At 71.3% G+C, this 26,837-nt stretch carries 23 protein-coding genes and 1 pseudogene; 15 read left to right on the forward strand and 9 right to left on the reverse strand.

What is annotated here, in order from left to right:
• Positions 1-43 precede the first annotated feature (43 nt).
• The 4 genes from PUR53_RS01020 to PUR53_RS01035 form a co-directional block, all read right to left on the reverse strand.
• Positions 44-886, reverse strand: coding sequence for a carbohydrate ABC transporter permease (locus PUR53_RS01020; RefSeq protein ID WP_329907058.1), 843 nt, complete (start codon positions 884-886; stop codon positions 44-46).
• Positions 883-1,866 carry a carbohydrate ABC transporter permease gene (locus tag PUR53_RS01025; protein WP_329896001.1) on the reverse strand — a complete coding sequence of 328 codons (984 nt, stop codon included), beginning with the start codon at positions 1,864-1,866 and terminating at the stop codon, positions 883-885. Before PUR53_RS01025 ends, PUR53_RS01020 begins: the two co-directional genes overlap by 4 nt.
• 21 nt (positions 1,867-1,887) lie before the next feature.
• Entirely contained in the window at positions 1,888-3,135 is a 1,248-nt protein-coding gene (locus PUR53_RS01030; protein WP_329896000.1) for a sugar ABC transporter substrate-binding protein, read from the reverse strand.
• Positions 3,136-3,426: 291 nt separating this feature from the next.
• On the reverse strand, positions 3,427-4,443 hold the full coding sequence (locus PUR53_RS01035) for a LacI family DNA-binding transcriptional regulator (RefSeq protein ID WP_329907059.1): 1,017 nt from the start codon (positions 4,441-4,443) through the stop codon (positions 3,427-3,429).
• 519 nt (positions 4,444-4,962) lie between these two features.
• Here PUR53_RS01035 and PUR53_RS01040 point away from each other — a divergent pair.
• Positions 4,963-8,616, forward strand: coding sequence for a LamG-like jellyroll fold domain-containing protein (locus PUR53_RS01040; RefSeq protein ID WP_329907060.1), 3,654 nt, complete (start codon positions 4,963-4,965; stop codon positions 8,614-8,616).
• A 195-nt stretch (positions 8,617-8,811) separates the two neighbouring features.
• On the opposite strand, the gene PUR53_RS01045 is transcribed toward PUR53_RS01040, so the two are convergent.
• Positions 8,812-9,954 (reverse strand): ABC transporter substrate-binding protein, encoded by a 1,143-nt coding sequence (locus tag PUR53_RS01045; protein WP_329907062.1) that lies wholly within the window; start codon positions 9,952-9,954, stop codon positions 8,812-8,814.
• Positions 9,955-10,362: 408 nt separating this feature from the next.
• Complete coding sequence (locus PUR53_RS01050) at positions 10,363-10,596, reverse strand: heavy-metal-associated domain-containing protein (RefSeq protein ID WP_329895996.1); 234 nt, start codon at positions 10,594-10,596, stop codon at positions 10,363-10,365.
• 213 nt (positions 10,597-10,809) lie between these two features.
• Between PUR53_RS01050 and PUR53_RS01055 the strand changes: the two genes are divergently transcribed.
• From PUR53_RS01055 to PUR53_RS01080, 6 genes are all read left to right on the forward strand, one after another.
• Positions 10,810-12,618 carry a methylmalonyl-CoA mutase subunit beta gene (locus tag PUR53_RS01055; protein ID WP_329907063.1) on the forward strand — a complete coding sequence of 603 codons (1,809 nt, stop codon included), beginning with the start codon at positions 10,810-10,812 and terminating at the stop codon, positions 12,616-12,618.
• On the forward strand, positions 12,618-14,810 hold the full coding sequence (gene scpA, locus PUR53_RS01060; protein ID WP_329895994.1) for a methylmalonyl-CoA mutase: 2,193 nt from the start codon (positions 12,618-12,620) through the stop codon (positions 14,808-14,810). The genes PUR53_RS01055 and scpA overlap by 1 nt, the downstream gene beginning before the upstream one ends.
• Entirely contained in the window at positions 14,807-15,802 is a 996-nt protein-coding gene (meaB, locus tag PUR53_RS01065) for a methylmalonyl Co-A mutase-associated GTPase MeaB (RefSeq protein WP_329895993.1), read from the forward strand. Before scpA ends, meaB begins: the two co-directional genes overlap by 4 nt.
• Before the next feature lie 111 nt (positions 15,803-15,913).
• Positions 15,914-16,462 carry a hypothetical protein gene (locus PUR53_RS01070; RefSeq protein ID WP_329895992.1) on the forward strand — a complete coding sequence of 183 codons (549 nt, stop codon included), beginning with the start codon at positions 15,914-15,916 and terminating at the stop codon, positions 16,460-16,462.
• Positions 16,463-16,663: 201 nt separating this feature from the next.
• Positions 16,664-17,305, forward strand: a complete 642-nt coding sequence (locus tag PUR53_RS01075) for a class F sortase (RefSeq protein WP_329907064.1) — start codon at positions 16,664-16,666, stop codon at positions 17,303-17,305.
• A 152-nt stretch (positions 17,306-17,457) separates the two neighbouring features.
• Positions 17,458-18,279 carry a carbonic anhydrase gene (locus tag PUR53_RS01080; RefSeq protein ID WP_329895990.1) on the forward strand — a complete coding sequence of 274 codons (822 nt, stop codon included), beginning with the start codon at positions 17,458-17,460 and terminating at the stop codon, positions 18,277-18,279.
• A gap of 115 nt (positions 18,280-18,394) precedes the next feature.
• On the opposite strand, the gene PUR53_RS01085 is transcribed toward PUR53_RS01080, so the two are convergent.
• Positions 18,395-18,844 carry a DUF6299 family protein gene (locus tag PUR53_RS01085; RefSeq protein ID WP_329895989.1) on the reverse strand — a complete coding sequence of 150 codons (450 nt, stop codon included), beginning with the start codon at positions 18,842-18,844 and terminating at the stop codon, positions 18,395-18,397.
• A 279-nt stretch (positions 18,845-19,123) separates the two neighbouring features.
• Between PUR53_RS01085 and PUR53_RS01090 the strand changes: the two genes are divergently transcribed.
• The gene (locus PUR53_RS01090) at positions 19,124-19,312 is read left to right on the forward strand and encodes a DUF5999 family protein (protein WP_329895988.1); all 189 of its coding nucleotides are present in this window, start codon (positions 19,124-19,126) and stop codon (positions 19,310-19,312) included.
• Between the two features lie 19 nt (positions 19,313-19,331).
• On the opposite strand, the gene PUR53_RS01095 is transcribed toward PUR53_RS01090, so the two are convergent.
• Positions 19,332-19,730 (reverse strand): RidA family protein, encoded by a 399-nt coding sequence (locus tag PUR53_RS01095; protein ID WP_329907066.1) that lies wholly within the window; start codon positions 19,728-19,730, stop codon positions 19,332-19,334.
• Positions 19,727-20,866, reverse strand: coding sequence for an acyl-CoA dehydrogenase family protein (locus PUR53_RS01100; protein ID WP_329907067.1), 1,140 nt, complete (start codon positions 20,864-20,866; stop codon positions 19,727-19,729). The genes PUR53_RS01095 and PUR53_RS01100 overlap by 4 nt, the downstream gene beginning before the upstream one ends.
• A 165-nt stretch (positions 20,867-21,031) precedes the next feature.
• Between PUR53_RS01100 and PUR53_RS01105 the strand changes: the two genes are divergently transcribed.
• The 7 genes and pseudogenes from PUR53_RS01105 to PUR53_RS01135 form a co-directional block, all read left to right on the forward strand.
• Positions 21,032-22,684 carry an AMP-binding protein gene (locus PUR53_RS01105; protein ID WP_329895985.1) on the forward strand — a complete coding sequence of 551 codons (1,653 nt, stop codon included), beginning with the start codon at positions 21,032-21,034 and terminating at the stop codon, positions 22,682-22,684.
• 15 nt (positions 22,685-22,699) lie between these two features.
• Positions 22,700-23,518 (forward strand): PaaX family transcriptional regulator, encoded by an 819-nt coding sequence (locus PUR53_RS01110; RefSeq protein ID WP_329907068.1) that lies wholly within the window; start codon positions 22,700-22,702, stop codon positions 23,516-23,518.
• An 84-nt stretch (positions 23,519-23,602) separates the two neighbouring features.
• Complete coding sequence (locus tag PUR53_RS01115; protein ID WP_329907069.1) at positions 23,603-24,499, forward strand: sulfotransferase family protein; 897 nt, start codon at positions 23,603-23,605, stop codon at positions 24,497-24,499.
• On the forward strand, positions 24,481-24,906 hold the full coding sequence (locus PUR53_RS01120; RefSeq protein ID WP_329907070.1) for a hypothetical protein: 426 nt from the start codon (positions 24,481-24,483) through the stop codon (positions 24,904-24,906). Before PUR53_RS01115 ends, PUR53_RS01120 begins: the two co-directional genes overlap by 19 nt.
• On the forward strand, positions 24,903-26,141 hold the full coding sequence (locus PUR53_RS01125) for a glycosyltransferase family 4 protein (protein WP_329907072.1): 1,239 nt from the start codon (positions 24,903-24,905) through the stop codon (positions 26,139-26,141). Before PUR53_RS01120 ends, PUR53_RS01125 begins: the two co-directional genes overlap by 4 nt.
• The gene (cysC, locus tag PUR53_RS01130; protein WP_329895980.1) at positions 26,138-26,698 is read left to right on the forward strand and encodes an adenylyl-sulfate kinase; all 561 of its coding nucleotides are present in this window, start codon (positions 26,138-26,140) and stop codon (positions 26,696-26,698) included. Before PUR53_RS01125 ends, cysC begins: the two co-directional genes overlap by 4 nt.
• Positions 26,695-26,837, forward strand: a pseudogene (locus PUR53_RS01135) (sulfate adenylyltransferase subunit CysD); the annotation flags it as partial. The gene cysC and the pseudogene PUR53_RS01135, both read left to right, overlap by 4 nt.

The raw sequence follows: 26,837 nt of genomic DNA on the forward strand, positions 1-26,837 counted from the left end.
CGGTCGTCGTGGCGGGTCGGGGGGCTCAGTCCTTGCCGGTGGCTCAGTCCTTGACGGCGCCGGTGGTGACACCGGCCGCCACATAGCGCTGGGCGAGGACGAGGATGACCGCCGCGGGCAGGGAGGCCACGACGGCGGTGGCCATGATGGCGTTCCACTCCTGGTTGTTGTTGCCGATGTAGTGGTAGATGCCGAGGGTGATCGGTTCGTGGGCGCCGCCGTTGACCAGGGTGTTGGCGAAGACGAAGTCGGACCAGGACCACAGGAACGCGAACAGCGAGACCGTGACGACGGCGTTGCGGCTCATCGGCAGGACGATCGACCAGAAGGTGCGCAGGGCCCGCGCTCCGTCCATCTGCGCGGCCTGGAGCAGTTCGCCGGGGATGCCGGACATGAACGCGGTGAAGATGAGCACCGCGAAGGGGACCGCCAGGGTGGAGTCGGCGACGATCAGGCCGGGCACGGACTGGAGCAGGCCGAGCTGGAGGTAGATGGCGTAGAAGCCCATCGCCATGATGATGCCGGGGATCATCTGGGCGGCCAGCAGGACGAAGCTCAGCAGGCCGCCGCCGCGTGGGCGCAGCTTGGCCAGGGCGTATCCGGCGGGCGCGGCCAGGGCCACGGTCAGGACGACGGTGCCGAGGGCGACGACGAGGCTGGTGCCGAGGTAGGGCAGTTGCTCGTCGAGCACGGTGCGGTAGCCGGCCAGGGTGCCGTGGGTCGGGAACAGGTCCGGCGGGCTCTTGCGCATGTCCTGGTCGCGGGTGAAGGAGACGTTGACCATCCAGTAGACCGGGAAGAGCATGACCCCGGTGAGCAGCAGGCCGAGGGCCGTCTTTCCCGCGCTGCCGCGGCGCCGCCTCGGGGCCGCCTGGGCGATCGTCATGACAGTGCCTGCTTTCGCTGGACCCGGACGTACACCAGGCCGAAGACCAGGGCGGCGACCACGAGCAGGTTGCCGACGGCCGCGCCGGGGCCGAAGGCGGGCAGGAGGTTGCCGAAACCGAGTTGGTAGGACCAGGTGGCGAACGTGGTGGACGAGTCCGCCGGGCCGCCCTTGGTCATGATCCAGATGATGTCGAAGACCTTGAGGGTGTAGACGAGGCCCAGCAGCAGGGTGATGGCGGAGACCGGGCGCAGCAGGGGGAAGGTGATGCGCCAGAACCGCTGCCAGGCGTTCGCCCCGTCGAGGGCCGCGGCCTCGTACAGCGATCCGGGGACGGACTGCAGACCGCTGTAGAGCACCACCAGGTTGAACGGGACGCCGATCCAGATGTTCGCGATGATCACCGAGGGCAGTGACCAGTCCGGTGAGGTCAGCCAGTTCACCGGGCCGATGCCGACGGCGTGCAGGGCGGTGTTGACGATGCCGGAGTCGCTGTTGAACATCCACGACCAGGTGGAGGCGGACACGATCAGCGGCAGCAGCCAGGGCACCAGGAACAGGGCCCGCAGCGTGGTGGAGAGCCGGAAGTGCTGGTTGAAGAAGACCGCGAGCGCCAGGCCGATGGCGTACTGGAAGACCAGGCACACGACGGTGAAGACGACGGTGTGCAGCAGGGCGGGCGCGAAGGTCGGGTCGTCGAAGACCTTCTGGTAGTTCGCCAGGCCGGTGAAGGGCGCGTCGCCGTCGACGAAGGAGCGGACGGTGTAGTCGCGCAGGCTCAGGTCGAGGTTGCGGTAGAGGGGATAGGCGTAGAAGAGGACGAGGTAGAGGGTGACCGGGGCGAGGAAGGCCCAGGCGGCCCACTGCGAGGAGGTCGGACGGCGCCTCTCTCGCGCGCGGGCCCGTGGCGGGGCGGCGGTGGCCGCCCCGCTCAGGTCGTGCGCGGACCGGCGGTCCGAGAGCTGTTTCGTGTCGTTCATCGTCGGCCCGCGAATCCTTGGTTACTTGACGGCCGACTGGGCCTTGGCCAGCGCGTCCTTCGGCGACTCGGCGCCGCTGAGCGCGGACTGGACGGCCTTCCACATCTGCTCGGAGATCTTGGGGTACTTGGTGCCCAGGTCGTCACTGGTGCGGCCCTTGGCCGCCTTGACCGCCTCGACCCACGGCTTCAGGTCGGCGTTCGCCGCGACCTGCTTGTCCTGGACTTCGGTGGTGGGAGCGACGTAGGACAGGGTGGTGTCGGTGTCGTAGAGGTTGTCGGTGCTGGTGAGGCACGTGACGAGCTTCTGAGAGGTGGCGTAGCGGGCGGCGTCCTTCTGGACCGGGACGGTCACGAACTCTCCGCCGGTCGGGGCCGCCGCGTTGCCGCCCTTGGCGGCCGGGACGGGTATCACACCGTAGTCGAAGCCGGCCTTGTCGGCGCCCGCGAGCTGCCAGGTGCCGTTCTCGCTGAACGCGTAGTCACCGGTGGCGAACTCCTGCCAGCTGGTGGTCTGGGTGTTGTTGATGACCGAGTTGGGGGCGTAGCCCTTGTCGAGCCAGCCCTTCCAGAGGGACAGCGCGGAGGCGGCCTCGGCGGAGTCGAGTGCGGTGAGCTGTGCGCCCGAGCCCCAGAACCAGGGCAGGAACTGGAAGCTGCCCTCCTCCGTGCCGATCGCCGAGAAGGTGATCCCCTTCTTGCCGGCCTTCTTGACCTTCGCCAGCGCCGCCGTCAGCGACTTCCAGTCCTTGACCGAGGCGATGTCTACGCCCGCCTTCTTCAGCACCTCCTTGTTGTAGTAGAGGGCGAGGGTGTTGGCGCCGATCGGCATGCCGTAGGTCTTGCCGCCGGACTGGCCGGCCGCGAGCAGGTTGGGGTCCATCGCCGAGGTGTCGAGCTTGTTGTCGTCGGTCGTGGTGAGCACGCCCGCCTCGGCCAGGGTCGAGACCACCGGGTTGTCGACGATGAGGACGTCCGGGGAGTTGCCCTGCTGGGCCGCCAGCAGGGTCTTGTTGGGCAGGTCGCTGGTGTCGAAGCCGGTCCGCTTGATCTTCACGCCCGCGTCGGTGCCGCACTTGTCCAGCAGCTTCGTCCAGGCCGAGCCCTTGGCGAACTGCGGGTACGGGTCCCAGACGGTGTACGTGCCGCTGTCCGCGTCCTTGGCGCCGGTGCTGCCCGAGCCGGAGGAGCAGGCGGTGGCGCTGACGGCCACGGCCAGGGCCGTCAGAGCGGCGGCGGTCAGACGGCGCTGTCTGGAGGTGCTGTGCATGGCGGGTTCCTTAGTTTCTGGCATGGGTGTGCCGTGAGAGGGAGGGATGACGGGGGGAACCGGGGTACGCCGAACAGCGGCGGTGGGGCCGGTGGGGCCTTCGGTGCGTCAGGAGGTTGACGCCCTGGGCCGGTCAGGAGGTGCAGGCCTTCGGCAGGTCAGGAGGCCGGCGTGGCGGGAGGTCGGGGCCTGCGGCAGGCGGGAGATCAGAGTCTGTGGCGGGCGGGAGATCAGAGTCTGTGGCGGGCGGGAGGTCAGAGTCTGTGGCGGGCGGGAGGTCGGGGTTCGGCTTCAGGTGGGGCCGAGGGCGGGGCCGGTGCTGGCGCGCAGGGAGATCGGCGGTACGAGCAGGTGGCTGCGGGGCGTCGCGTCGGGGGCGTCCAGCCGTTCGACGAGGAGGTCGACGGCGAGACGGCCCATCTCCTCCGCCGGTACGTCCGCCGCGGTGAGCTGCGGGGTCACCGTCTCCGCCCACCGGCCGGCGACCACCCCGGTGACGGAGAAGTCGCGTGGCACATGGCGGCCGGCGCGGGCCAGCCCCCGGTAGAGGCCGCCCAGTGCCGCCTCGTTCAGCGTGACCAGGCCCGTGGTCGCCGGGTCGTCCCGGAGGATCCGCTCCAGGCACGCCTGCCCGGAGCCGGCGTCGTCCCCGCAGGTGTACGACCGGACGGTCAGGCCCCGCTCGGCCGCGGCCTTGGTGAAGCCCTCCAGCCCCCGGTGCGCGGACTCGTACCCGGCCCGCAGGAGCTGCTCGGGCCGGTTGACGAAGGCGACCCTGCGGTGGCCGAGGTCCGCGAGGTGGTGGACGCACGCCTCCGCCAGCGCGGTGTGGTCCAGGCCCACCCACCAGCCGCCCTCCGGCCGTGCGGTGCGGCCGATGGCGACGGAGGGGAAGTCCAGGTCGGCCAGGTGATCGACCCGGTCGTCCTCCAGCCTGATCTCCATCAGGATCGCGCCGTCGACCCGCCGCTCCCCCAGCAAGCGTTGGAAGGAACGGTCGCTGTCGACGCCGCTGGGCGACAGCAGTACGTCGTAGTCGTGGGCCGCGGCGGCCTCCACCACGCTGCCGATGAAGTCCAGCTGCATGCCCGTGTAGTGGTTTCCGGCCGGTGGGAAGACCAGGCCGATCGTGTTGGTCCGACCGTTGGCCAGAGCGCGGGCGCTGGCGTTGGGCCGGTAGTCCAGCTCGTCGATGACCTGCTGGATCTTCCGGCGGGTGTCGTCCGACACGGGGCGTTTGCCGCTCAGCGCGTAGGACACGGTGCTCCGCGAGACACCGGCTCGCCGGGCGATCTCACCGATGTTCACGGAGGACTCCTTGCTCGAACCGGTTCGGCGCTCCACGGTAGCGGAGCCGCCGAGCCGCGTGGGCCGGTCGGGTATTGAGGAGGATGAGGAGGATTCGCTTCCCGGTCGTCGAACCGGTTCGCGTGAAGTGAAGGTAGGAACAAGACGGACAGCTGTCAACACCTCAAGAGGCACTTCTCGTCACAGCACGGCAATCTGGACGTTTCACGGCCTTCACCGGCCCCGCTCGCGTCCGGGGTATTGCTGCCTGATTTCTCCGGTGCTAGCTTCCTGCGAACCGGTTCGACGAAGTGATCCTTCCGGCGGCCGGGACCCGGTTTCCGCGCACCTCCTGGTCCGCGGAGCCCCCGTCACGGCCGCACGGATCAGCCGCCCCGGCCCCCGAGCACGGCCGATCGAACCGATTCCGCAGCGCCGCCCCCCTCGGACCCGCCTCATCGATCTCGGCACACGGACGCACGGCCGGGCCCCGGGTGGGTCGACCGGGACCCGTTACTCACAGGATCGAGGACGCACTCCATGTCATCCGCTGACAGATCTGCCCGGCGCCGGGCCCCGGCCGCCGTGGCGCTGGCCCTCGGCGCGGGCGTGCTGGTCTCGCCGACCGTCCCCGCCCAGGCGGCCGACGCGCCCGAGCCCACGGCCCGCTACACCTTCGACGAGGACGACGTCACGTCCGGGAAGATCACGGACGTCTCCGGCAACGGTCTGACGGCGAGCCTGGTCAACGGCTCCACCGCGCGGTCCGTCGAGGGCACCGGCGGCGGCAGGGCGCTCGCCCTGCCCGGCGGAGCGCCCACCTCGGACGGCGCGTACGTGCGTCTGCCGCGGGCGGTGGTCGGCGACGCGACCGACCTGACGGTGTCCGCCCGTCTGAAGTGGGACGGCGACAAGTCGTCCTGGCAGCGGATCTTCGACCTGGGCACCGACACCACGAAGTACCTCTTCACCACCCCGTCCAACAACGGCGGGGTGCTGCGCACCGCCGTGACCACCGGCGGCGGGGGCGCGGAGTCCCAGGTCTCCGGGTACGCGGCGCTCCCCGCCGACGCCTGGCGGACGGTCACGGTCACCCTCGACACCGCCGCCGGACGGGTCACCACCTACCTCGACGGTGTGGTCGTCTCCTCCGCGAAGACCGGGGTCAAGGCCAGGGAACTGCTGGACGCCTCGGCCACGGCCGCCGGTTACATCGGCAAGTCGTTCTGGCCGGACCCGCTGCTCAAGGGCGCCATCGACGACTTCGCGGTGTGGCACTCGGCGCTGAGCGCGGAGCAGGTGGCGCAGGTGGTCGGCGACACCCCCACACTCCGGACGCTGTCGCGGACGTCCTTCGACGTGCGCACCACCACCGGGACCGCTCCGTCCCTGCCCGCGTCGGTCCGCTCCTCCTGGTCCGACGGCTACGACCGTGACACGCCGGTCGTCTGGGACGCCGTACCGGAGGAGAAGTACGCCCGGCCCGGCACGTTCACGGTGGCCGGTCGCGCGGCCGGACAGGACGTGCAGGCGACCGTCGCCGTGGTCCGGGAGGGTCAGCTCACCGTCGACCTCGCCTCGGACACCGGCGCGTTCCACGGCGGCGCCTCCGGCACCCTCTACGGCGTGTACGGGCCGGACGTGCCCACCAACAACCTCATCGAGGGCATGGGGCTGCGCACGGTCTCCACCAAGGCGCAGGACGGTCCGCAGCACCCGGGCGCCGACGCGCTGGAGGTGGTGAAGCCGCTGGCGGACTCCACCGACGGCGACGTGTACATCTACATGACCGACATCCACCGCGGCTTCCCGTACCAGTGGCCCGGCGACACCCCGGCGGAGAAGGTCGAGCAGTACGAGGAGAAGATCGCCAAGCAGGTCGACCAGGTCCTGAAGCTACCGAAGGAGTACCAGGACAACATCGTCTTCGTGCCGTTCAACGAGCCCGAGGGCAACATGTTCGGCACCGGCGAGTGGAGCTATGACAAGGTCAGCTGGCTCGACGACCCCGACGACTTCTTCGCCGCCTGGGACTCCGCGTACCGGCTGATCAAGAAGAAGATGCCGGACGCCCGGATCGCCGGCCCCAACACCAGTGTCCTGTACGACCAGGTGAAGGGCTTCATGGCGCACGCCCTGGCAGCCGGCACGCTCCCCGAGGTGATCACCTGGCACGAGCTCAGCCACCCGGAGGCGGTGCGCGACAGCGTCGCCAAGTACCGGGGCTGGGAGAAGGAACTGTTCCAGGGCACCTCGCGTGAGGGCACCCGACTCCCCATCAACATCAACGAGTACGCCTTCAACTACCACACCTCGGTCCCCGGCCAGATGATCCAGTGGGTGTCCGCGATCGAGGAGTCCAAGGTGGACGCCGACATCGCGTACTGGAACATCGACGGCAACCTCTCCGACTCGGCCGTGCAGTCCAACCGCGGCAACGGCCAGTGGTGGCTGCTCAACGCGTACGCCTCGATGAGCGGGCACACGGTGGAGGTGGACCCGCCGTTCCCGGGCGAGAACTACACCATGCAGGGCGTCGCCACGCTCGACGAGAGGAAGAAGCAGGCCCGGCTGATCTTCGGCGGTTCCACCGGCAAGGGACACATCACCTTCGCCGGCGTCCCGAAGAAGGTCTTCGGCAAGCGCGTCCACGCCTGGGTCCGTGAGATCGAGTGGAGCGGACAGCTCGGCGACAGCGCCGGCCCGAAGCTGCTCACCGAGACGAACCTGAAGGTCTCCGACGACGGCACGGTCTCCGTCGACTTCGGCGACGCCGCCCTGCCGACGCTGAAAGAGTCCTCGGCGTACGAGATCGTGCTCAGCCCCGCCGGGAAGGCCAGGGCCACGCAGGACTCACCCGCGCGCTGGCAGCAGTCGTACGAGGCGGAGGACGCCGCCCACACCGGGTCCGGCTACTCGAAGAACGGACCCGAGGGCTCCCCGCGCGACGTGTCGAAGTTCTACACGTCTGGCGGCTACAACGTCGGCGGTCTGCGCACCGGTTCGGACATGACGCTCGACTTCACCGTGGACGTGCCCGAGGACGGCACCTACGACCTGAGCGTCTTCGCCAACTCCCTCAACACCTTCGACAAGGTCAAGGACCAGGGCCCCACCAATGTCTTCCTGCGCGTCGACGGCGGGTCGGACGACGAGCAGGAGCTGTATCTCCCGCTGGGATACAAGTGGGTGGTGTGGGACCACACCAACACCACGGTCCGTCTCACCAAGGGCAAGCACACCCTGACGCTCGCCGCGAGGAGCGCCGACGGCAAGCGCGCCACCAAGGGCGACGCCATCGTCGACCGCCTCGTCCTCACCCTGCCCGACGCCTCCGCCCGCACCCAGGTGTACGAGGGCGAACTCGCCTGGCTGGGCGGCGGGGCACGTCCCGTCTACGACCTGCCGAAGCGGGCGGCCACCGGATCGGGCGCGGCCCGGCTCCCGAAGAAGGGGACCGCCACGTTCTGGGTCTACTCCCCCGCCGACCGTGAGGCCACTCTGCGGTTCGACACCCTGGAGGGGTCGGGCGCCCGCGTCTCCGTCAACGGCCAGGACGTGCTGCGGCTGGACAAGGGCGGGAACAGCGTCGCGGTCTCCCTCTCCGGGGGCGTCAACAAGGTGACGGTGACCGGGGGTTCGTCCACCACGCTCGTCGACCGCCTGACGGTCACCTCCACCGAGGGCGCGCTCCCGACGCGTACGTACGAGGGCAAGGACGCCGAGCTCGCCGGTTCGGCCGCGCTCAGCCCCCTCTCGCTGGCCACGGGCGGCACCGCGATCACCGGAATCGGCGGTGACCCGGGCAACGGCAACACCGCCACGTTCACCGTCACCGCGGACCGGGCGGGCACCCACGCGCTGCGCATCCGCTACTCCAACCCCGAGCAGTCGCCGGCCACGCACTACAACCCGGACCCGCTCGCCCGCCACGCCGACCTGACCGTCAACGGCGGCGGGACACGGCGGGTCACCTTCCCGCACACCTTCCACCAGAACAACTTCTGGGAGCTGACCGTCCCCGTGGAGCTGAGGAAGGGACAGAACACGCTCACCTTCCGCTCCGAGGAACTCCCGAACTTCGACGGCGCGACGTACGCCTCGGACACCTTCCCCGGCGTGCTGCTCCGCTCCCGCTACGCCCCGCTGATCGACCGGATCACGGTCGCGCCGTACGCGAAGGAGGTGCGCTGAGCCGAGCGGCGCCGGCGGTGAAGTGACGAGCACGAGGACCGGGTGGCGGAGCATCGCCTCCCACCCGCCACCCGGCGCGGTGCGCCCCACCCCGTCAGCGATGCCGCGCGAGCGGGCGCCCGGATCCGTCGGAAGGACGGACCCGGGCGCTTCGCCGTCCAGCACTTCCGCCCGGCCGAGCGGGCGGCGAGGGGGTCAGGCGCCGGGGTGCAGGCCGGGCCAGCCGGGCGTCGGGTCGCCCTTGACCTCGCCGAAGTAGAGGGCGAACGTCTGCTTCCACCGCTCGACGGCGGCACGGTCCTCCATGAAGCGGGGGAAGCCGTCCACGTTGGCCTCGGGGTACTCCCAGATCGGCTTCAGCCCGGCGGGCGGGGCGATGTCCGTGCGTACCGACCAAGCGTTGGAGGTCTGGCGCTCGGTGGAGATCTGCCAGCTCAGGAAGAGCTTGGCCGCCGTCGGGTTGGCGGCCTGCCGGAGGATCGCGATGCGCTGGCCCCACGCCATGAACGGGTGCCCTTCGGGCAGCCCCATGCGGATCGGGCCGGTGCTGGTCGGGCTGCCGCCCGTACCGACCCCCACGACCGCCCGCTTGTTGTTGATCGCGGTGCTGGGCGAGAACGAGCCCCGGGCGAACTGCGGCTGCTGGGCGGCGAGTGCGGCCACCCAGTCCCAGCCGTAGGTCTGCGCGTAGAGGGCGTAGAGGTAGAGCACCGCGTCGTCGTCGTGCGGGTAGGAGGAGGCGACCGCGTTCTTCCAGCGCGGGTCGATCAGATCCAGCGGAGTCCTGGGCGCGTTCGCGCCGGCGGCCGCCACGTCGTAGACGTAGCTGAAGGCGATGACCACGCCGGCGACCCAGGCGCCGTCGGGGTCCCGGAACTTCTTGTACAGCTTGCCGAACCCGGCGGGCTTGTAGCGCAGCAGCCGTCCCTCGCGCTTCCAGCGGGTGAAGTCGTGCAGGGTCTGCAGCTGTACGACGTCGGGGACCAGGGTGTCGGTGGCCAACTGGTTGTCCACGCGCACGTCGTGGTACTTGCTGTAGTCGACGATCAGCTGGAGGTCGATCTCGGGGAACCGCTGGCGGAAGGCGGTCCGGGCGCCTGCGCCGCTGCCCGAGTCGGCGAGGTCGCCGCCCGCGTAGACGACGAGCTTGCCGCCCTCGGCTATCGCGTCCCGGTACAGCTCGTCGAGGGTCCTGGTGTCCTCGGCCACGGTGCCGCGCGACGACTCGGCGGGGGCGGCGGAGGCCGCCGGCGACGCGGTGGCGCCGAGCGCGCCGAGGCCGAGCGCGGTGCCTGCTCCGGTCACCAGGAGACGCCGTCGGCTGGGAAGGCTGGTCACGGGGTGCCCTTTCTCTGTGGGGGTGGGGGCTCGATGAACGCGGGCCAGGGGCACGGGGGTCTGCCTGCGAGGCCGGAACATCTGATGAAACAGTATCTGCTTCCTCAGGTAAATCTGCCTACGACAGCCATGCGATAGCCACGTGACAGCCGCGCGACAGGTGATTCCCCTGTGCGTCGTCTCCGTGTAACTCCGGGGTCCGGTCGGCCGGTCGAGGGGGCGGTCGAGGCGGCCGCACAGCCGGTGTCGAAGTACGCCGTGAGCGTGTCGAGCAGGCGGCGTGCCCCCGCTTCACGCACCCCACACGCCGTCGGCGTCTCACCAACCACCACTCGAACGAACTCACACAATCGGTAAAGTGCTACCCATTTCCCACCGAGGAGTGTTCCCGAGGAGTACCCCGGCTCCTCACCGCGCTCCGGCCACGACCTGCCGTACGACCTCCGCGACCTCGTAGCCCGCCTCGACGATCGCCGTGCGCACCGCCGCGTCGTCGACCGTCTCCCCGCGTACGGTCACCAGGCCGGCCCGTACGTCGACGTCGACCTCGATGACACCGGGCACCGCGACGACCTCCTCGGTCACGCTCGCGGCACAGTGGCCGCAGCTCATGCCGGACACGGTGAAGTACTTCTCGGCCATGGGGTCGCTCCTGTCCTCGGTCGGCCCGGTGACCGCGCCGCGGGGGCGCACGGGCCGCGTGGCACGAGGTACGGCGGACGACCCCACGACGTTCACCACCGGCCCACAAGTGACCGGCAGGTAACCCGCCCGATTGCAAGGTCGCCCCAGAGAGGGCAAGGTCACAGCCGCGCCCCCTCCTGCTCCTTTGCGCCTCTGGCCTAGCATCCGAGCATGACGGTCCTGCCTGACGACGGGCTTGAGCTGGCCGCCGAGTTCCCTGACGCAACCCACGAGCAGTGGCAGCGCCTCGTTGCGGGCGTGCTGCGCAAGTCGGGCAAGGACGTCGAGGGCGCTCAGGCCGAGGAAGCCCTGTCCACCGCGCTGGAGGACGGGCTGCGCACCCGTCCTCTCTACACCGCGCACGACACCGCGCCCCCCTCCGGCCATCCCGGCTTCGCGCCCTTCGTACGAGGAGGGAGGGCCACGGGCAACACCGTCGCCGGCTGGGACGTACGCCAGCGCCACACGGCGGCGGACGGCGACGCGGTGCTCGCGGATCTGGAGAACGGCGTCACCTCCCTGTGGCTGGTGCTCGGCGAGGGCGGCGCCCCGGTGGCGTCGCTCGGCCGGATCCTCGACGGCGTCCACCTCGACCTCGCACCCGTCGTCCTGGACGCGGGCGCCGAAGTGGAGCCCGCCGCACGGGAGTTGCTGCGGCTGTACGCCGAGCGGGGCGTCACCGGGGCGGCGGCGCGCGGCAACCTGGGCGCGGATCCCCTCGGCCACGAGGCCCGCACCGGACAGACCTACGACAGCGCGCCCGTCGTCGATCTCGCGCGGCGGTGTGCCGAGGAGTACCCGGGGCTGCGGGCCCTGACCGTGGACGCCCTGCCGTACCACGAGGCCGGTGGCTCGGCGGCGCAGGAGCTGGGCGCCTCGCTCGCCACCGGTGTCGCGTATCTGCGGGAGCTGACCGGGGCCGGGCTGAGCGTCGAACAGGCCTGTGCGCAGCTGGAGTTCCGGTACGCGGCCACCGCCGACCAGTTCCTGACGATCGCCAAGCTGCGCGCCGCGCGCCGGCTCTGGGCCCGGGTCGCCGAGGTGTGCGGGGCGCCCGCCGCCGGGGCACAGACCCAGCACGCGGTGACCTCGACGGTGATGATGACGCGCCGCGACCCGTGGGTGAACATGCTGCGCACGACCATTGCCACGCTGGCCGCCGGCGCGGGCGGCGCCGACTCCGTCACCGTGCTGCCGTTCGACCACGCGCTGGGCCTGCCGGACGCGTTCGCGCGACGTATCGCCCGCAACACCTCCACGATCCTCATCGAGGAGTCCCACCTCGCCCGGGTGATCGACCCGGCGGGCGGCTCCTGGTACGTGGAACGGCTCACGGACGAACTCGCCCACGCGGGCTGGGAGTTCTTCCAGCGGATCGAGCGACTCGGCGGCCAGGCGGCCGCGTTGCGCTCGGGGGACCTCGGCCGCGACCTCGCCGACACCTGGGAGGCCCGCACCGGCAGGCTCGCGAAGCGCCGCGAACCCATCACCGGCGTCAGCGAGTTCCCGCACCTGGCGGAGAAGCCGGTCGTCCGCCGACCCGCGCCCGAGCCGCCGTCCGGCGGTCTGCCCCGCGTCACCCGCGACGAGACGTACGAGGCGCTGCGCGCCCGCTCGGACGCCCACCTCGCCGCGACGGGCTCCCGCCCCCGGATCTACCTGGCCGCCCTCGGCCCGGCCGCCGCCCACACCGCCCGGCTCACCTTCGCCGCCAACCTCTTCCAGGCGGGCGGCATCGAGCCCGTCGCCGAGGGCACGTTCGAGGAGAGCGGCGCCACCGAGGCGTGCCTGTGCTCCAGCGACGCCCTGTACGAGGAGCGGGCCGCGACCGAGGCGGCCGGGCTGAAGGCCGCCGGCGCCGCGCACGTGTTCCTCGCCGGGCGCCCCGGGCAGTACGCCGACGTCGACGCGTACGTCTTCGCGGGCTGTGACGCCGTGGCCGTCCTGACCGCCACCCTCGACCGCATGGGAGTGTCCTGATGACCGCCCCTTCCGGCCCCTCCGTACCCGACTTCACCGGGATCGAGCTGGGTTCCCCGTCCGTCGACGGCGGCGCCGACGAGTGGCGTACGGCGGTCGAGAAGGCGGCCGGCGGTGACCATCCGCTGTGGGAGACCCCGGAGGGCATCCCGGTCAAGCCGCTCTACACCGGGCAGGACCTGGAGGGCCTGGACTTCCTGGGCACCTACCCGGGCATGGCCCCGTATCTGCGCGGCCCGTACCCGACGATGTACGTCAACCAGCCCTGGACGATCCGCCAGTACGCGGGTTTCTCCACCGCGGAGGAGTCCAACGCCTTCTACCGCCGCAACCTCGCGGCCGGGCAGAAGGGCCTGTCCGTCGCCTTCGACCTGCCCACCCACCGGGGCTACGACAGCGACCACCCGCGCGTGACCGGTGACGTCGGCATGGCGGGCGTGGCGATCGACTCGATCCTCGACATGCGGCAGCTCTTCGACGGCATCCCGCTGGACAGGATGACCGTGTCGATGACGATGAACGGCGCGGTGCTGCCCGTGCTCGCGCTCTACATCGTGGCGGCCGAGGAACAGGGCGTGCCGCCCGAGAAGCTGGCCGGGACCATCCAGAACGACATCCTCAAGGAGTTCATGGTCCGCAACACCTACATCTACCCGCCGAAGCCGTCGATGCGGATCATCTCCGACATCTTCGCCTTCACCTCGCAGAAGATGCCGCGCTACAACTCCATCTCCATCTCCGGCTACCACATCCAGGAGGCGGGTGCGACGGCCGACCTGGAGCTGGCGTACACGCTCGCGGACGGGGTGGAGTACATCCGGGCGGGCCGGGAGGCCGGCCTGGACGTGGACGCGTTCGCGCCCCGGCTGTCGTTCTTCTGGGCGATCGGCATGAACTTCTTCATGGAGGTCGCCAAGCTGCGCGCGGCCCGCCTGCTGTGGGCGAAGCTGGTCAAGCAGTTCGACCCGCAGAACTCCAAGTCGCTGTCCCTGCGTACCCATTCGCAGACCTCGGGCTGGTCGCTGACCGCGCAGGACGTCTTCAACAACGTCACGCGTACGTGCGTCGAGGCGATGGCGGCCACCCAGGGCCACACCCAGTCGCTGCACACCAACGCGCTCGACGAGGCGCTCGCGCTGCCCACCGACTTCTCCGCGCGCATCGCCCGCAACACCCAGCTCCTCATCCAGCAGGAGTCCGGCACCACCCGGGTCATCGACCCGTGGGGCGGCAGCGCCTACGTGGAGAAGCTGACGTACGACCTCGCCCGCCGGGCCTGGCAGCACATCCAGGAGGTGGAGGCGGCGGGCGGCATGGCCAAGGCGATCGACGCCGGCATCCCCAAGCTGCGCATCGAGGAGGCGGCGGCCCGCACCCAGGCGCGGATCGACTCCGGGCGGCAGCCGGTCATCGGCGTCAACAAGTACCGCGTCGACAGCGACGAGCAGATCGACGTGCTCAAGGTCGACAACTCCTCCGTGCGGACCCAGCAGATCGAGAAGCTGCGGCGGCTGCGCGCGGAGCGCGACGAGACCGCCTGCCGGGACGCCCTCGACGCCCTCACCCGGGCGGCCGGTGGCGAGGGCAACCTGCTGGAGCTGGCGGTGCGCGCGGCCCGCGCCAAGGCCACCGTCGGCGAGATCTCCGACGCCCTGGAGAAGGTGTACGGCCGGCACGCGAGCCAGATCCGTACGATCTCCGGCGTGTACCGCAACGAAGCAGGCGAGTCCCCGAACGTGGAGCGCACCCGGAGCCTGGTGGAGTCCTTCGCGGAGGGCGAGGGCCGCCGGCCGCGCATCCTGGTCGCCAAGATGGGCCAGGACGGCCACGACCGGGGCCAGAAGGTCATCGCCACCGCCTTCGCCGACCTCGGCTTCGACGTCGACGTCGGCCCGCTGTTCCAGACCCCGGCCGAGGTGGCCCGTCAGGCCGTCGAGGCGGACGTGCACATCGTCGGGGTGTCGTCACTGGCCGCCGGTCATCTCACCCTCGTACCGGCGCTCAAGGAGCAGCTGGCCGAGGAGGGCCGCGAGGACATCATGATCGTGGTCGGCGGGGTGATCCCGCCCCAGGACGTGCCCACGCTCCTGGAGATGGGCGCGGCGGCCGTCTTCCCGCCCGGGACGGTGATCCCGGACGCAGCGTACGACCTGGTGAAGCGGCTGTCGGACGAGCTCGGGCTCGACCTGTGATCGATGTCGACGCCTACGCCAAGGGTGTGCTCGACGGGAAGCGGGCGATCGTGGCCCGTGCGATCACCCTCGTCGAGTCCACCCGGCCGCAGCACCGGGCCCTGGCCCAGGAGCTGCTGACGGCGCTGCTGCCGCACAGCGGCCGGGCCCGGCGGATCGGGGTCAGCGGGGTGCCGGGCGTCGGCAAGTCCACGTTCATCGACGCGTTCGGCACGATGCTGACCTCGCTGGGACACCGGGTGGCGGTGCTGGCGGTGGACCCGTCGTCGAGCCGTACGGGCGGCTCGATCCTCGGCGACAAGACCCGGATGGAGCGGCTCGCCGTCGACCCGGCGGCCTTCGTCAGGCCCTCCCCCACGGCCGGGACGCTCGGCGGCGTGGCCAAGGCGACCCGTGAGTCGATCGTGGTGATGGAGGCGGCCGGCTACGACGTGGTGCTGGTGGAGACCGTCGGCGTCGGCCAGTCCGAGACGGCCGTCGCGAACATGGTCGACTCCTTCCTCCTCCTCACCCTCGCCCGCACCGGCGACCAGCTCCAGGGCATCAAGAAGGGGGTCCTGGAGCTGGCCGACGTGCTCGCCGTCAACAAGGCGGACGGCCCGCACGAGCGTGACGCCCGCACGGCGGCACGGGAGCTGGCGGGTGCCCTGCGGCTGATGCACGGCAAGGACGCGGTCTGGACGCCGCCGGTGCTGAGCTGCAGCGCCCGCGAGTCGACCGGCCTGGACGCCGTCTGGGAGCGTCTGGAGCAGCACCGCACGCTCCTGGACTCCACCGGCCGCCTCACCGCCAAGCGCCGGGACCAGCAGATCGACTGGACCTGGTCGATGGTCCGCGACGAACTCCTCGGCCGGCTGCGCACCCACCCCGGCGTGCGTTCCCTCGCGCCCGGACTCGAACAGCGGGTCAGGGACGGCGAGTTGACGGCGACACTGGCCGCCGAACGCATTCTGGAGGCCTTCGGGGAACCGGCCCCCGGTTCACCCGGCTGAGCGCCCTGAGTGGTGGAGGAGTGCGATCCGGCTGACGGTGGATCACGTCGGAGTCGGGTCAAGTCAGCTGACGAAGCACCAGCTGCCCGGCTGCGGCGGAAGGACCATCAGATGCGTTCTGCCCGCATGCTGCTCGTCACCGGGGCGGCGGCCGCCGTCCTCGCCGTCACCGCTCCCGGCGCCTACGCCGACGGTGACGAGTGGGAGCACAAGGACAATGGCTACAGCAAGGAACACGGCAAGGACAGCAGCCACGACGGCCCGCGCGGCGGGGTTCACACGGGTGGCGGTGCGCTGACCGCTCCGGCCGACACGGGGCAGTGGGACTCCGAGCGGGCCGGCAAGCCCGGCGCCGGGGGCTACGACAAGGAGGAGGAGTCCACCAAGGAGTCCTGGAACGGCGACCAGGCCAAGGACTCGTGGAAGGGCGGGAACGACAAGGAGTCCTGGAAGGACGAGCACGAGAAGGGCTCCTGGAAGGACGGCGAGGACGCGGGAGCCTGGAAGGGCGACCACGACAAGCCGCGCGGCGGGATGCACACCGGTGGCGGCGCGCTCGCCTCGCCGGCGGTGACCGCGGGCGGGATGGCGGTCCTCGCGGTGGCCGGTACGGGCATGTACGCCCTGCGCCGCAAGAAGACCGCCGGAAGCGTGGCCTGAGCCCATGCCGGGCGCGATACCTGGCGCGATAGCGAGCCGCGGCCGCCACACCGTGTGTCGTGTGGCGGCCCGGCCGGCGTGCGGAATGCGCCCCCGGCGGGCGTGCCGGAGTGCGGCCCGGCCGGCGTTCCGGCGTGCGGACACCGCGCGCCCGTCCTTCCGTCTGTTCGTTCTGCTGCCGTACCTGTGAGGTGGTTCCCGATGGCAGCCCACCCTTCTCCCCCCGGCACCCGCGTCAATCTGACCGTGCTGAGCGCCGTGGTCCTGCTGATCCTGGCGGTGAGCCTGTTCGGCGGCGAGGACTCCTCGTCCGACACCTCCCGCCCGCCGGACGCGCGCCACGCCCCGCAGGCCGCGCCCGTCGAACGTCCGGCGGACCGGCGACAGCGGCCACCCCGGGTCAGACCGGTCCGGCTGCTCATCCCCGAGATCCGGGTGAGCGCCCCCTTCGTGCCCCTCTCCGTCGGCCGCTCCGGGCAGCTCGACGCCCCACCCGCCGACGACGTGAACCTCGTCGGCTGGCACGCCGAGGGGGCCGTCCCCGGGGAGACGGGTACCTCGATCATCGCCGGGCACGTCGACACGGCGACCTCACCGGCGGTCTTCGCGGGGCTCGGCGAACTGGAGAAGGGGGACGTCTTCCATGTGGTGCGCTCCGACCGGACCCGGGTGTCCTTCGTGGTCGACGCCCTGGAGACGTTCGAGAAGGACGACTTCCCCGACGAGCGGGTGTACGCCGACGCATCCCGGCCCGAGGTGCGGCTGATCACCTGCGCGGGCGACTACGACCGCAAGGTCATGGACTACACGGAGAACCTGGTCGTCTTCGCGCACCGGACCTGAGGGCGTGGGCGAACACCAGAAGACGGGCTGTCCAAAAACCCTTCTCGAAGTGGCCAAGAACGATTCAAGGGACGGCCATGATTGATCAACGCACGTCCATGATTCAGCAACTTGAACACTTGAGCGTTTAGGCCGGACGTACGTTCCTGCCCGTGAACTCTGACGCAACACCCCACAGAGGCGACGGCGCCGAGGCGACCGCCACCGGCGCGGACGCCCCGATAACCCACGCCAAGCCGCGCGGCCGACGCTCACTCCTGCGCGCCGCGCTGGCCGGTACCGCCGTACTCGGCGGCGGTCTCGCGGTCGGCGCCTTCCCCGCCGACGCCGAGCCCGTGTCCCGCTCCGCCCGCACCACCCCCTCGCCCTCCCCCACCACCCGTACGCGGCCGAAGACGGCGGACGAGGCACTGACGGAGCTGTCGAAGGGCAACCGCCGCTGGCGGACCTTCCACGAGCAGCACCCCGACGAGGACTACGCCGTGCGCAAGGCCCTGACGACCGGTCAGCAGCCCTTCGCGCTCGTCCTCGGCTGCATCGACTCCCGCGTCCCCCCGGAGCTGGTCTTCGACCAGGGCCTCGGCGACCTGATGACCGTGCGCAGCGCGGGCGAGGTGCTGGACCAGTCCGTGCTCGGCAGCGTCAAGTACGGCGTCCTCGAACTGAAGATCCCGCTGGTCGTGGTGCTCGGTCACCAGTCCTGCGGCGCCGTGAAGGCGGCCGTCGCGGTGGACGAGAGCGGTGAGGAACTGCCGAGCGGCATCCAGTACATCGCGGACGAGATCGCCCCGGCCATCGACCACAGCGTGACCGGCGACGCCCGGGTCGCGGCGACCATCGACGCGAACGTGCGGCTCGTCCGCTCCAAGCTCATGGCCGACCCCGACATCGCCGCCAAGCTGAAGGCGGGCGAGGTGGCCGTCGTCGGCTCCCGCTACGACCTGACGACCCAGCGGGTGCATCTCCTCAAGTAGCGGCCCCGGTCAGGGAGAAGGCGGCTCCGGTGCACCACCCACCACCGGGGCCGCCTTCGCGTCTGTCGTGGCTCGGCCGGCCGCGTGGCGTCGCCGATCACGCCCGGCCGGTGGCTCAGCCCTCGACGAGGGTGATGTCCTGTTGCCGGACGGCGTGGAATCTGGGCAGGGGCAGTCCGCTGCCCGAGAGTTCCATGACGGTGGCCTCCACCCGGGCGGGGCCCGGCCGGTAGCGGCCCGGGGCGGCCTTGTCCGTGTTGGTCCAGGCGTGGTCGGCGCCGTCGCACACCGCCGAGGTGCCGCCGACGCCCTTGCGGACCTTGCTCTCGCCCTGCTGGAGCGAGGACGAGACGAAGACGGGACCGTTGCCGCCGAGACAGCGGTAGGTGCCGGACAGGGTGAGGGTGCCGTCCGGGGCCACGAGCCCGGTGGGGTCGATGGTCACCGTCTCCAGCGGCTCGATCGTGGCACCGGCGGACGGGGCGGCGGCGAGCATCAGCAGCGCGGCGGCGCCGGCCGCGCCGAGCAGCCGGGGGACGCGCGCGAGGACCGGGGACAAGGGCATGGGGTACCTCCTTGGACGGGATTCCAGCGAGGTTCCAGAGGTACCGGCCACCCCCGTCCGATCTTGTGATCATCACCCTTCGGTCGGCGCGCCGTTCCGCCGAACTCACCACCGCGTGCGAGCCGTGCGGACGGGGTTATGTCCGCGTCCTGTCACGGCACGTCCGGGTGCTGTCACGTCTCCCGCCGGGGTGTGGCGATGAGTTCCGGGCGCGGGCATGGTCTGTAGTGCGAGGCGGTGACGCACCGCCGGCACTCGACAACGACGTGGAGGCGCGCCATGTGTTCACACCAGCCCCTGTGCCCCTCGGCCGACAGCTCCGACCGCGACGCCGCGCACGTCGTCGCCTTCCACCCCGAGCAGGGCTGGAACCTGCTCTGCACCGGGGCGATCGTGTTCGACGACACCGGTGAGATCCTGCCCGACGGCAGCATCGTCGCGCCGAGCCGCCTCGCGGTCGCGGCCTGACACCCACCGCGCATCGGGGCTACGGCAGGACGGCGAAGCCGTCCAGTTCCACCAGCGCCCGTTCGTCCCAGAGCCGTACGATGCCGACGACCGCCATCGCGGGATAGTCGCGGCCCGCCAACCTCCGCCAGATACCGCCCAGTTGAGGAGCGCGGCGCCGATAGTCGGCCACATCCGTCGCGTAGACCGTGACCCGGGCGAGGTCGGCCGGTGTACCGCCGGCGGCCTCCAGCGCGGCCAGCAGATTGCCGAGGGCCCGCTCGAACTGCTCCTCCAGCGTCTCCCCCACCACCTTGCCGTCGGCGTCGAGCGCGGTCTGGCCCGCCAGGAACACGACCCGGCTCCCGGTGGCGACGACGGCGTGGGAGAAGCCGGTGGGGGGCGACAGGTCGGCCGGGTTCACCCGCTCGACGCTCATGACGGCCTCCCCACCGGCCCGGTCCGCCGGTACAACTCCTTGGCGATGACCGTCCGTTGCACCTCGCTCGCCCCCTCGTAGATCCGTGGCGCCCGCACCTCCCGGTAGAGGTGTTCGAGCAGATGGCCGCGCCGCAGCGCCCGCGCCCCGTGCAGCTGGACGGCCGCGTCGACGACGTACTGCGCGGTCTCCGTGGCCAGCAGCTTCGCCATCGCGGCCCGGCGTGGCACCTCGGGGTCCCCCGAGTCGTACGCCGTCGCCGCCGCGTAGACCATGAGCCGGGCCGCCTCCGTGCGCAGCGCCATCTCGGCGACCTGGTGGGAGACGGTCTGGAGGTCCCGCAGCTTGCCGCCGAAGGCGTCCCGTCGGGCGGTGTGCGCGAGGGTGGCGTCCAGGGCCGCCTCGGCCATGCCGACCGCGAAGGCGCCGACGCTCGGGCGGAAGAGGTTGAGGGTGGCCATGGCGACCCGGAAGCCGTGGTCGGGTGTGCCGAGGACGTCGTCGGCGGTGACGGGGACGGCGTCGAGGGCGAGGGCGCCGATGGGGTGCGGCGAGAGCATGTCGAGGGGCGTGCCGGTGAGGCCGGGGCGGTCGGCCGGGAGCAGGAAGGCGGTCACCCCGCGGGAGCCGGCGTCCGGGGTGGTGCGGGCGAAGACGGTGTAGAGGTCGGCCTCGGGGGCGTTGGAGATCCAGCACTTCTCGCCGGTGAGCCGCCAGCGGCCGGGGCCGTCGGGTTCCGCGCGCAGGGAGAGGGCGGCCGCGTCCGAACCGGCGCCCGGCTCGCTGAGCGCGAAGGCCGCGACCGCGTCGCCGTCAATGACCCGGGGCAGCCAGCGGGCCCGCTGCGCCTCGGTGCCGTGGGCGTGCACCGGGTGGGCGCCCAGCCCCTGGAGGGCCAGCGCCGTCTCGGCCTCGGTGCAGACGTACGCCAGGGACTCCCGCATCAGGCACAGGTCGAGCGCGCCCGAGGTGAACAGCCGGGAGAGCAGCCCGAGTCGGCCGAGTTCGGCGACGAGGGGGCGGTTGACGTGGCCGGGCTCGCCCTTGTCGGCCAGGGGGCGCAGACGTTCGACGGCCAGTGCGCGCAGTTCGGCGCGCCAGGCGAGTCGTTCCGGTTCGAGCGAGAATGCGGTCATTGCCCGTCCCTTCTCCCCCCAGGGGGCCACTGCCGAGGTTATCGCGAACTGTTGACTGCCGTCACCAAGGCGATACGCTCGCTGATGCGAGCCCACCCACGCCGGGCCGGTCCGGCACTCCGTGCGAGCCCACTTCGGCAGGGACCACAGCAGGGGGCGAACGTCATGAATTCCAGGGTCACCGCCCATGTCGACACCTTCGCCCGGGACTGTCTCCCGCCGCCGGACCAGTGGCCCGAGCTGTCCTTCGACCTCCCTGAACTGCGCTATCCGGACCGGCTGAACGCCGCCGCCGAACTGCTCGCCGGTGGTGGGCCCGAGCGGCCCGCGTTCCGCACGCCCGCCGGGGAGACCTGGACCTACGGCGAACTCCGGGCCCGTGTCGACCGGATCGCCCACGCGCTCACGTCGTCCCTCGGGGTGGTGCCCGGCAACCGGGTCCTGCTGCGCGGGCCCAGCACACCCCTGCTGGCCGCGTGCTGGCTGGCGGTGCTCAAGGCGGGGGCGGTCGCGGTGACGGTCCTGGCGCAGCAGCGGCCGCAGGAGCTGGCGACCGTCTGCGAGCTGGCACGGGTGTCCTTCGCGCTGTGCGACCTGCGGTACGTCGACGACCTCGTGAAGGCGGACGTCCCGGGCTTGAGGATCACCACCTTCGGCGGGGACGGACCCGACGACCTGCTCGCCCTGCCGTCGGCGGACGGGACGCGCGGCCCGTACGAGGCGGTGGACACGGCGGCCGACGACGTGGCGCTGATCGCGTTCACCTCCGGGACGACCGGTCGCCCCAAGGGGTGTGTCCACTTCCACCGGGACCTGCTGGCGGTCGCGGACACCTTCTCCACCCATGTGCTACGGCCCCGGGCGGACGACGTGTTCACGGGTTCTCCCCCGCTCGGCTTCACGTTCGGCCTCGGTGGTCTCGTCGTCTTCCCGATGCGGGCCGGCGCCAGTGCCCTGCTGCTCGAACAGGCGGGCCCGAGGCAGTTGCTGCCGGCGATCGCCGAGCACGGGGTGTCGGTGCTGTTCACCGCGCCGACCGCCTACCGGGCGATGCTGGGCGAGCTGAACGGGACGGCCGGTTCGGAAGGGGTGGGCGGGGTGGGCGGGACGAACCCGTACGACATCTCGTCGCTCCGGCGGTGCGTGTCGGCGGGCGAGAACCTGCCGGAGGCCACCTGGCGGGCCTGGCACGAGCGGACCGGGCTGCGGATCATCAACGGCATCGGCGCGACCGAACTGCTGCACATCTTCATCTCGGCGGCCGACGACGCCGTACGGCCGGGGACGACGGGCGTGCCCGTACCGGGTTGGCGGGCACGGGTGCAGGACACGGAGGGGAAGCCGGTGCCCGACGGGCAGCGGGGGCTGCTCGCGGTGCGCGGCCCGGTCGGGTGCCGCTATCTGGCGGACGAGCGGCAGCGGGAGTACGTACGCGACGGCTGGAACGTCACGGGGGACACATACATCCGTGAGCCGGACGGGTACTTCCGCTATGTCGCGCGCGCCGACGACATGATCATCTCGGCCGGGTACAACATCGCGGGCCCCGAGGTCGAGGAGGCGCTGATGCACCATCCGGACGTGGTGGAGACGGCGGTGGTGGGCCGGCCGGACGAGGCGCGCGGCCAGGTCGTCGTCGCCCATGTGGTGGTCGCGGCGGGCGCGCGGCGGGACAGCGAGGCGCTGCGCGCGTTCCTCAAGTCGCGACTGGCGCCGTACAAATGTCCGCGCGAGTTCGTGTTCCTGGACGCGCTGCCGCGCACGGCGACCGGCAAACTCCAGCGGTTCCGGCTGCGCACCCAAGGTGACCAGCAGTGATACCGAAGACCTAAAATGATCAACGTGTCCGAACAGCACGCACCACGTTCGCTCATCGTCACCTTCTACGGCGCCTACGGCCGTTCGGTGCCGGGCCCTGTGCCCGTCTCCGAGCTGATCCGGCTGCTCGCCGCGGTCGGTGTCGACGCGCCCTCCGTCCGCTCCTCGGTGTCCCGGCTGAAGCGGCGGGGCCTGCTGTTGCCGGCCCGCACCGCGACGGGGGCGGCCGGGTACGCGCTGTCGGACGACGCGCGGCAGCTCCTGGAGGACGGCGACCGGCGGATCTACGCGACGGCGCCCGAGCGGGACGAGGGCTGGGTGCTGGCCGTGTTCTCGGTGCCCGAGTCGGAGCGGCAGAAGCGGCACGTGCTGCGCTCCCGGCTGGCCGGACTGGGTTTCGGCACGGCGGCGCCGGGCGTGTGGATCGCGCCGGCCCGGCTGTACGAGGAGACCCGCCACACCCTGACCCGGCTGCGGCTCGACCCGTACGTGGACCTGTTCCGGGGCGAGCACCTGGGGTTCGCGGCGACCGCCGAGGCGGTGGCGCGGTGGTGGGACCTGGCCGGGATCGCCAAGCAGCACGAGGCGTTCCTCGACCGGCACGCGCCCGTGCTGCACGCCTGGGAGCGGCACGAGGAGACCGGACCGGAGGAGGCGTACCGCGACTATCTGCTGGCCCTCGACTCCTGGCGCCATCTGCCGTACGTGGACCCGGGGCTGCCCGCCGAACTGCTGCCCGCCGACTGGCCGGGGGCACGCTCGGCGGCCGTGTTCCGGGCGCTGCACGCACGGCTGAGGGACGCGGGAGCCAGGTTCGTGGACGTCGGAACGTAAAGACCTGGAACAGTTTCGTTCACTCAGGGAACCCTCAGGTTCTTACTTCAGTCTTCTCAGAATCTTTACTTACCATCCTGACGCATGAGCCTCATGCGCAACCTGAACCGTGCCCTCGCCGCCACCACCGGTCTGCACGTACGCAAGGCCGCCCCGGTCGCGCCCGCCGCGCCCAAGGCCACGGCGCCGAAGCAGGCCGCGAAGAAGCCCACGGCGGTGTACCGATGTCCGGCTCCCGAGGACCTCGCCACGGACCGGCTGCTCAGGCGGCCGGTCTTCATCATGTCGCCCGTGCGCTCGGGCTCCACCCTGCTGCGGATGCTCCTGAACGCGCACCCGCGCCTGCACTCCCCGCACGAACTGCACATACGCCGCCTGGAGGTCGGCTACGGCAGCAAGCTCTCCCAGAAGGCGATGAGCGCCCTCGATCTGGAGCGCGGTGACCTGGAGCATCTGCTGTGGGACCGGGTCATGCACCGCGAACTGGTCAGATCGGGCAAGGACTTCATCGTCGAGAAGACCCCGAGCAACGCCTTCGTGTACGAGCGCATCCGGGACTGCTGGCCGGACGCCCGCTTCGTGTTCCTGCTGCGCCACCCGGTCTCCATCGCCCAGTCCTGGCACGAGGGCGATCCCGGCAAGCGCACCCGTGACGAGGCCGCCGCGGACGCGCTGCGCTACATGAAGGCCGTCGAGAGGGCGCGCGAGGGCACCACCGGCGGGTACACCGTGCGGTACGAGGACCTCACGGCCGACGCGGAGAAGGAGCTGCGGGGGCTGTGCGCGTACCTCGACCTCGACTTCGAGCCCTCCATGCTCGACTACGGCAGGAAGGACGACGCCCAGGTCGTCAAGGGCCTCGGCGACTGGCGGGACAAGATCAGGACCGGTCGGGTGCAGGCCGGGCGGGCGCTGCCCACCGAGGAGGACATCCCCGATCTCCTGCGGCCGATGTGCGAGGCGTGGGGCTACAGCAAGTGAAGCCGCACGCCGAGATGGCCGAGGTCTGGCCGCGCGACGGACACATCAGACTGGTCGGACGGATCCACGGGGTCCCGGCGGACGGGACCTGGCGCCTCGTCCTCACCCGCCGCGCGCACCCCGACCGGACGCTGCGCTACGACGCCGACGTCGAGGGGGACCGTTTCGAGACCGAGCTGCCCGTCGGCGACCTCGCCGTCGCCGACTACGCGCCCGTCGAGGAGTGGGACATCCATCTGACCGACGGCGCGGTCGAACTGCGCGCCGGGAAGCACCTCGACGACGTGCGCGGCAAGAAGAAGATCTTCGTGTATCCGGAGCAGCGCAGCGGGGACCTCCGGGTGCGGCCCTACTTCACGATCAAGGACAACCTGTCCCTGGAGTGCCGCACGGGAGGCTCCGCATGACCGATCGCCGACCGCTCCCCCAGCGTCCCCGCATCCGCTATCTGCTGCTGCACGCGTACGGCCGGGGCGGCACCATCCGCACGGTGATGAACCAGGCCAACTCCCTGGTCGCGGCGGGCTGGACCGTGGAGATCGTCAGCGCCGTGCGCCGCCGCGACGACATCCAGTTCCCGCTGGACCCCCGGGTGCGGGTCTCCACCGTCGTCGACCTGCGCGAGGGGGCCCACACCCCGCCGACCGGCCTCCTCGCCCGCTGGCGCGACCGCAGGCGCGGCGAACTGCTGGAGACACCCGCCCGGCACATCCCCAAGGGCGAGTTCGGCTACCGCTACTTCAACCGGTATGTCGAGGACCGGCTCATCGCGTACCTGCGGTCGTTGACCGACGGCGTCCTCGTCACCACCCGGCCCGCGCTGAACTTCCTGGCCGCGGAACACGCCACCGGTGGTGTGGTGCGCGTCGCCCAGGAGCACATGAACCTCGGCACCCACAAGCCTGACGTCCAGCGGCGCATCCAGGAGACCTACCCGCGCTTCGCGGCGGTCGCCGTGCTCACCGAGCGCGACCGCGACGAGTACGCCGAACTGCTGCCCGGGACCCGGGTCGTCCGCATCCCCAACGCCGTGCACTCCCTGGACCAGATCCCCGCCGACCCCAGGTCGAAGATCGCGGTGGCGGCCGGCCGGCTCTTCCCGCAGAAGGGCTTCGACCTACTGATACCGGCGTGGGCGAAGCTCGTCGAGACGTACCCCGACTGGCAGCTGAGAATTTACGGCAGCGGCGAGAAGAAGTCGGAACTTCGTCATCTCATCGAAGAACACCATCTCTACAATCACGTGTTCCTCATGGGACACACCGACCGCTTGGACGACGAACTCGCCAAGGCCTCCTTCTACGTGCTCAGTTCACGGTTCGAGGGACTGCCGATGGTGATGATCGAGGCGATGAGCCACGCCCTCCCCGTGGTGAGCTTCGACTGCCCGACCGGCCCCGCCGACGTGCTGACGCACGGCGTGGACGGACTGCTCGTCGCACCCGAGGACCCCGACGCGCTCGCCGACGCCATGGCCAGGCTGATGGCCGACGAGGTGCTGCGCGCCGACATGGGCGTGGCCGCGGTCCTCACGGCCGCCTCCTACGGCCCGGACTCCGTCCACCACCGCTGGGAGTCCCTCTTCACCTCCCTCCACGAGCAACGGCACGGCATCGCCGCCGCGAAAGGAACCCACGCATGACCACCTCGTCCAGGGCCTCCCAGGCCCAGGGAGCCACGGTCTGGCTCACCGGACTGCCGAGCGCGGGCAAGACCACGATCGCCCGCGTCCTCGCCGGCCGGCTGCGTGCCGAGGGGCACCGGGTGGAGGTCCTCGACGGCGACGAGATCCGCCGCTTCCTCTCCGCCGGCCTCGGCTTCTCCCGCGCGGACCGCAACACCAACGTGCAGCGCATCGGCCTGGTCGCCGAGGTCCTCGCCCGCAACGGCGTGCTGGCCGTCGTCCCCGTCATCGCGCCCTACGCCGACAGCCGGGAGGCCGTCCGCAAGCGCCATGACGTCAGCGGCACCCCATACGTCGAGGTGCATGTCGCCACCCCCGTCGAGGTGTGCAGCGAGCGCGACGTGAAGGGGCTGTACGCCCGGCAGGCCGCGGGCCGGCTCAAGGGCCTGACCGGCGTCGACGACCCGTACGAGCCGCCGGTCGACCCCGCGCTCCACCTCACCACCGAGGACCAGACGCCCGACGAGTCGGCCGCTGCCGTGTACGCGCTGCTGGCGGAGCGGGGCCTCGTATGACCGGCACCCCGTACACCCTGTCGCACCTGGACGCGCTGGAGTCCGAGGCGGTCCACATCTTCCGCGAGGTCGCGGGCGAGTTCGAACGGCCGGTGATCCTCTTCTCCGGCGGCAAGGACTCCATCGTCATGCTGCACCT

The sequence above is a fragment of the Streptomyces sp. SP18BB07 genome, assembly GCF_036322545.1.
In the GTDB taxonomy this organism is placed as follows: Bacteria; Actinomycetota; Actinomycetes; order Streptomycetales; family Streptomycetaceae; genus Streptomyces; species Streptomyces deccanensis.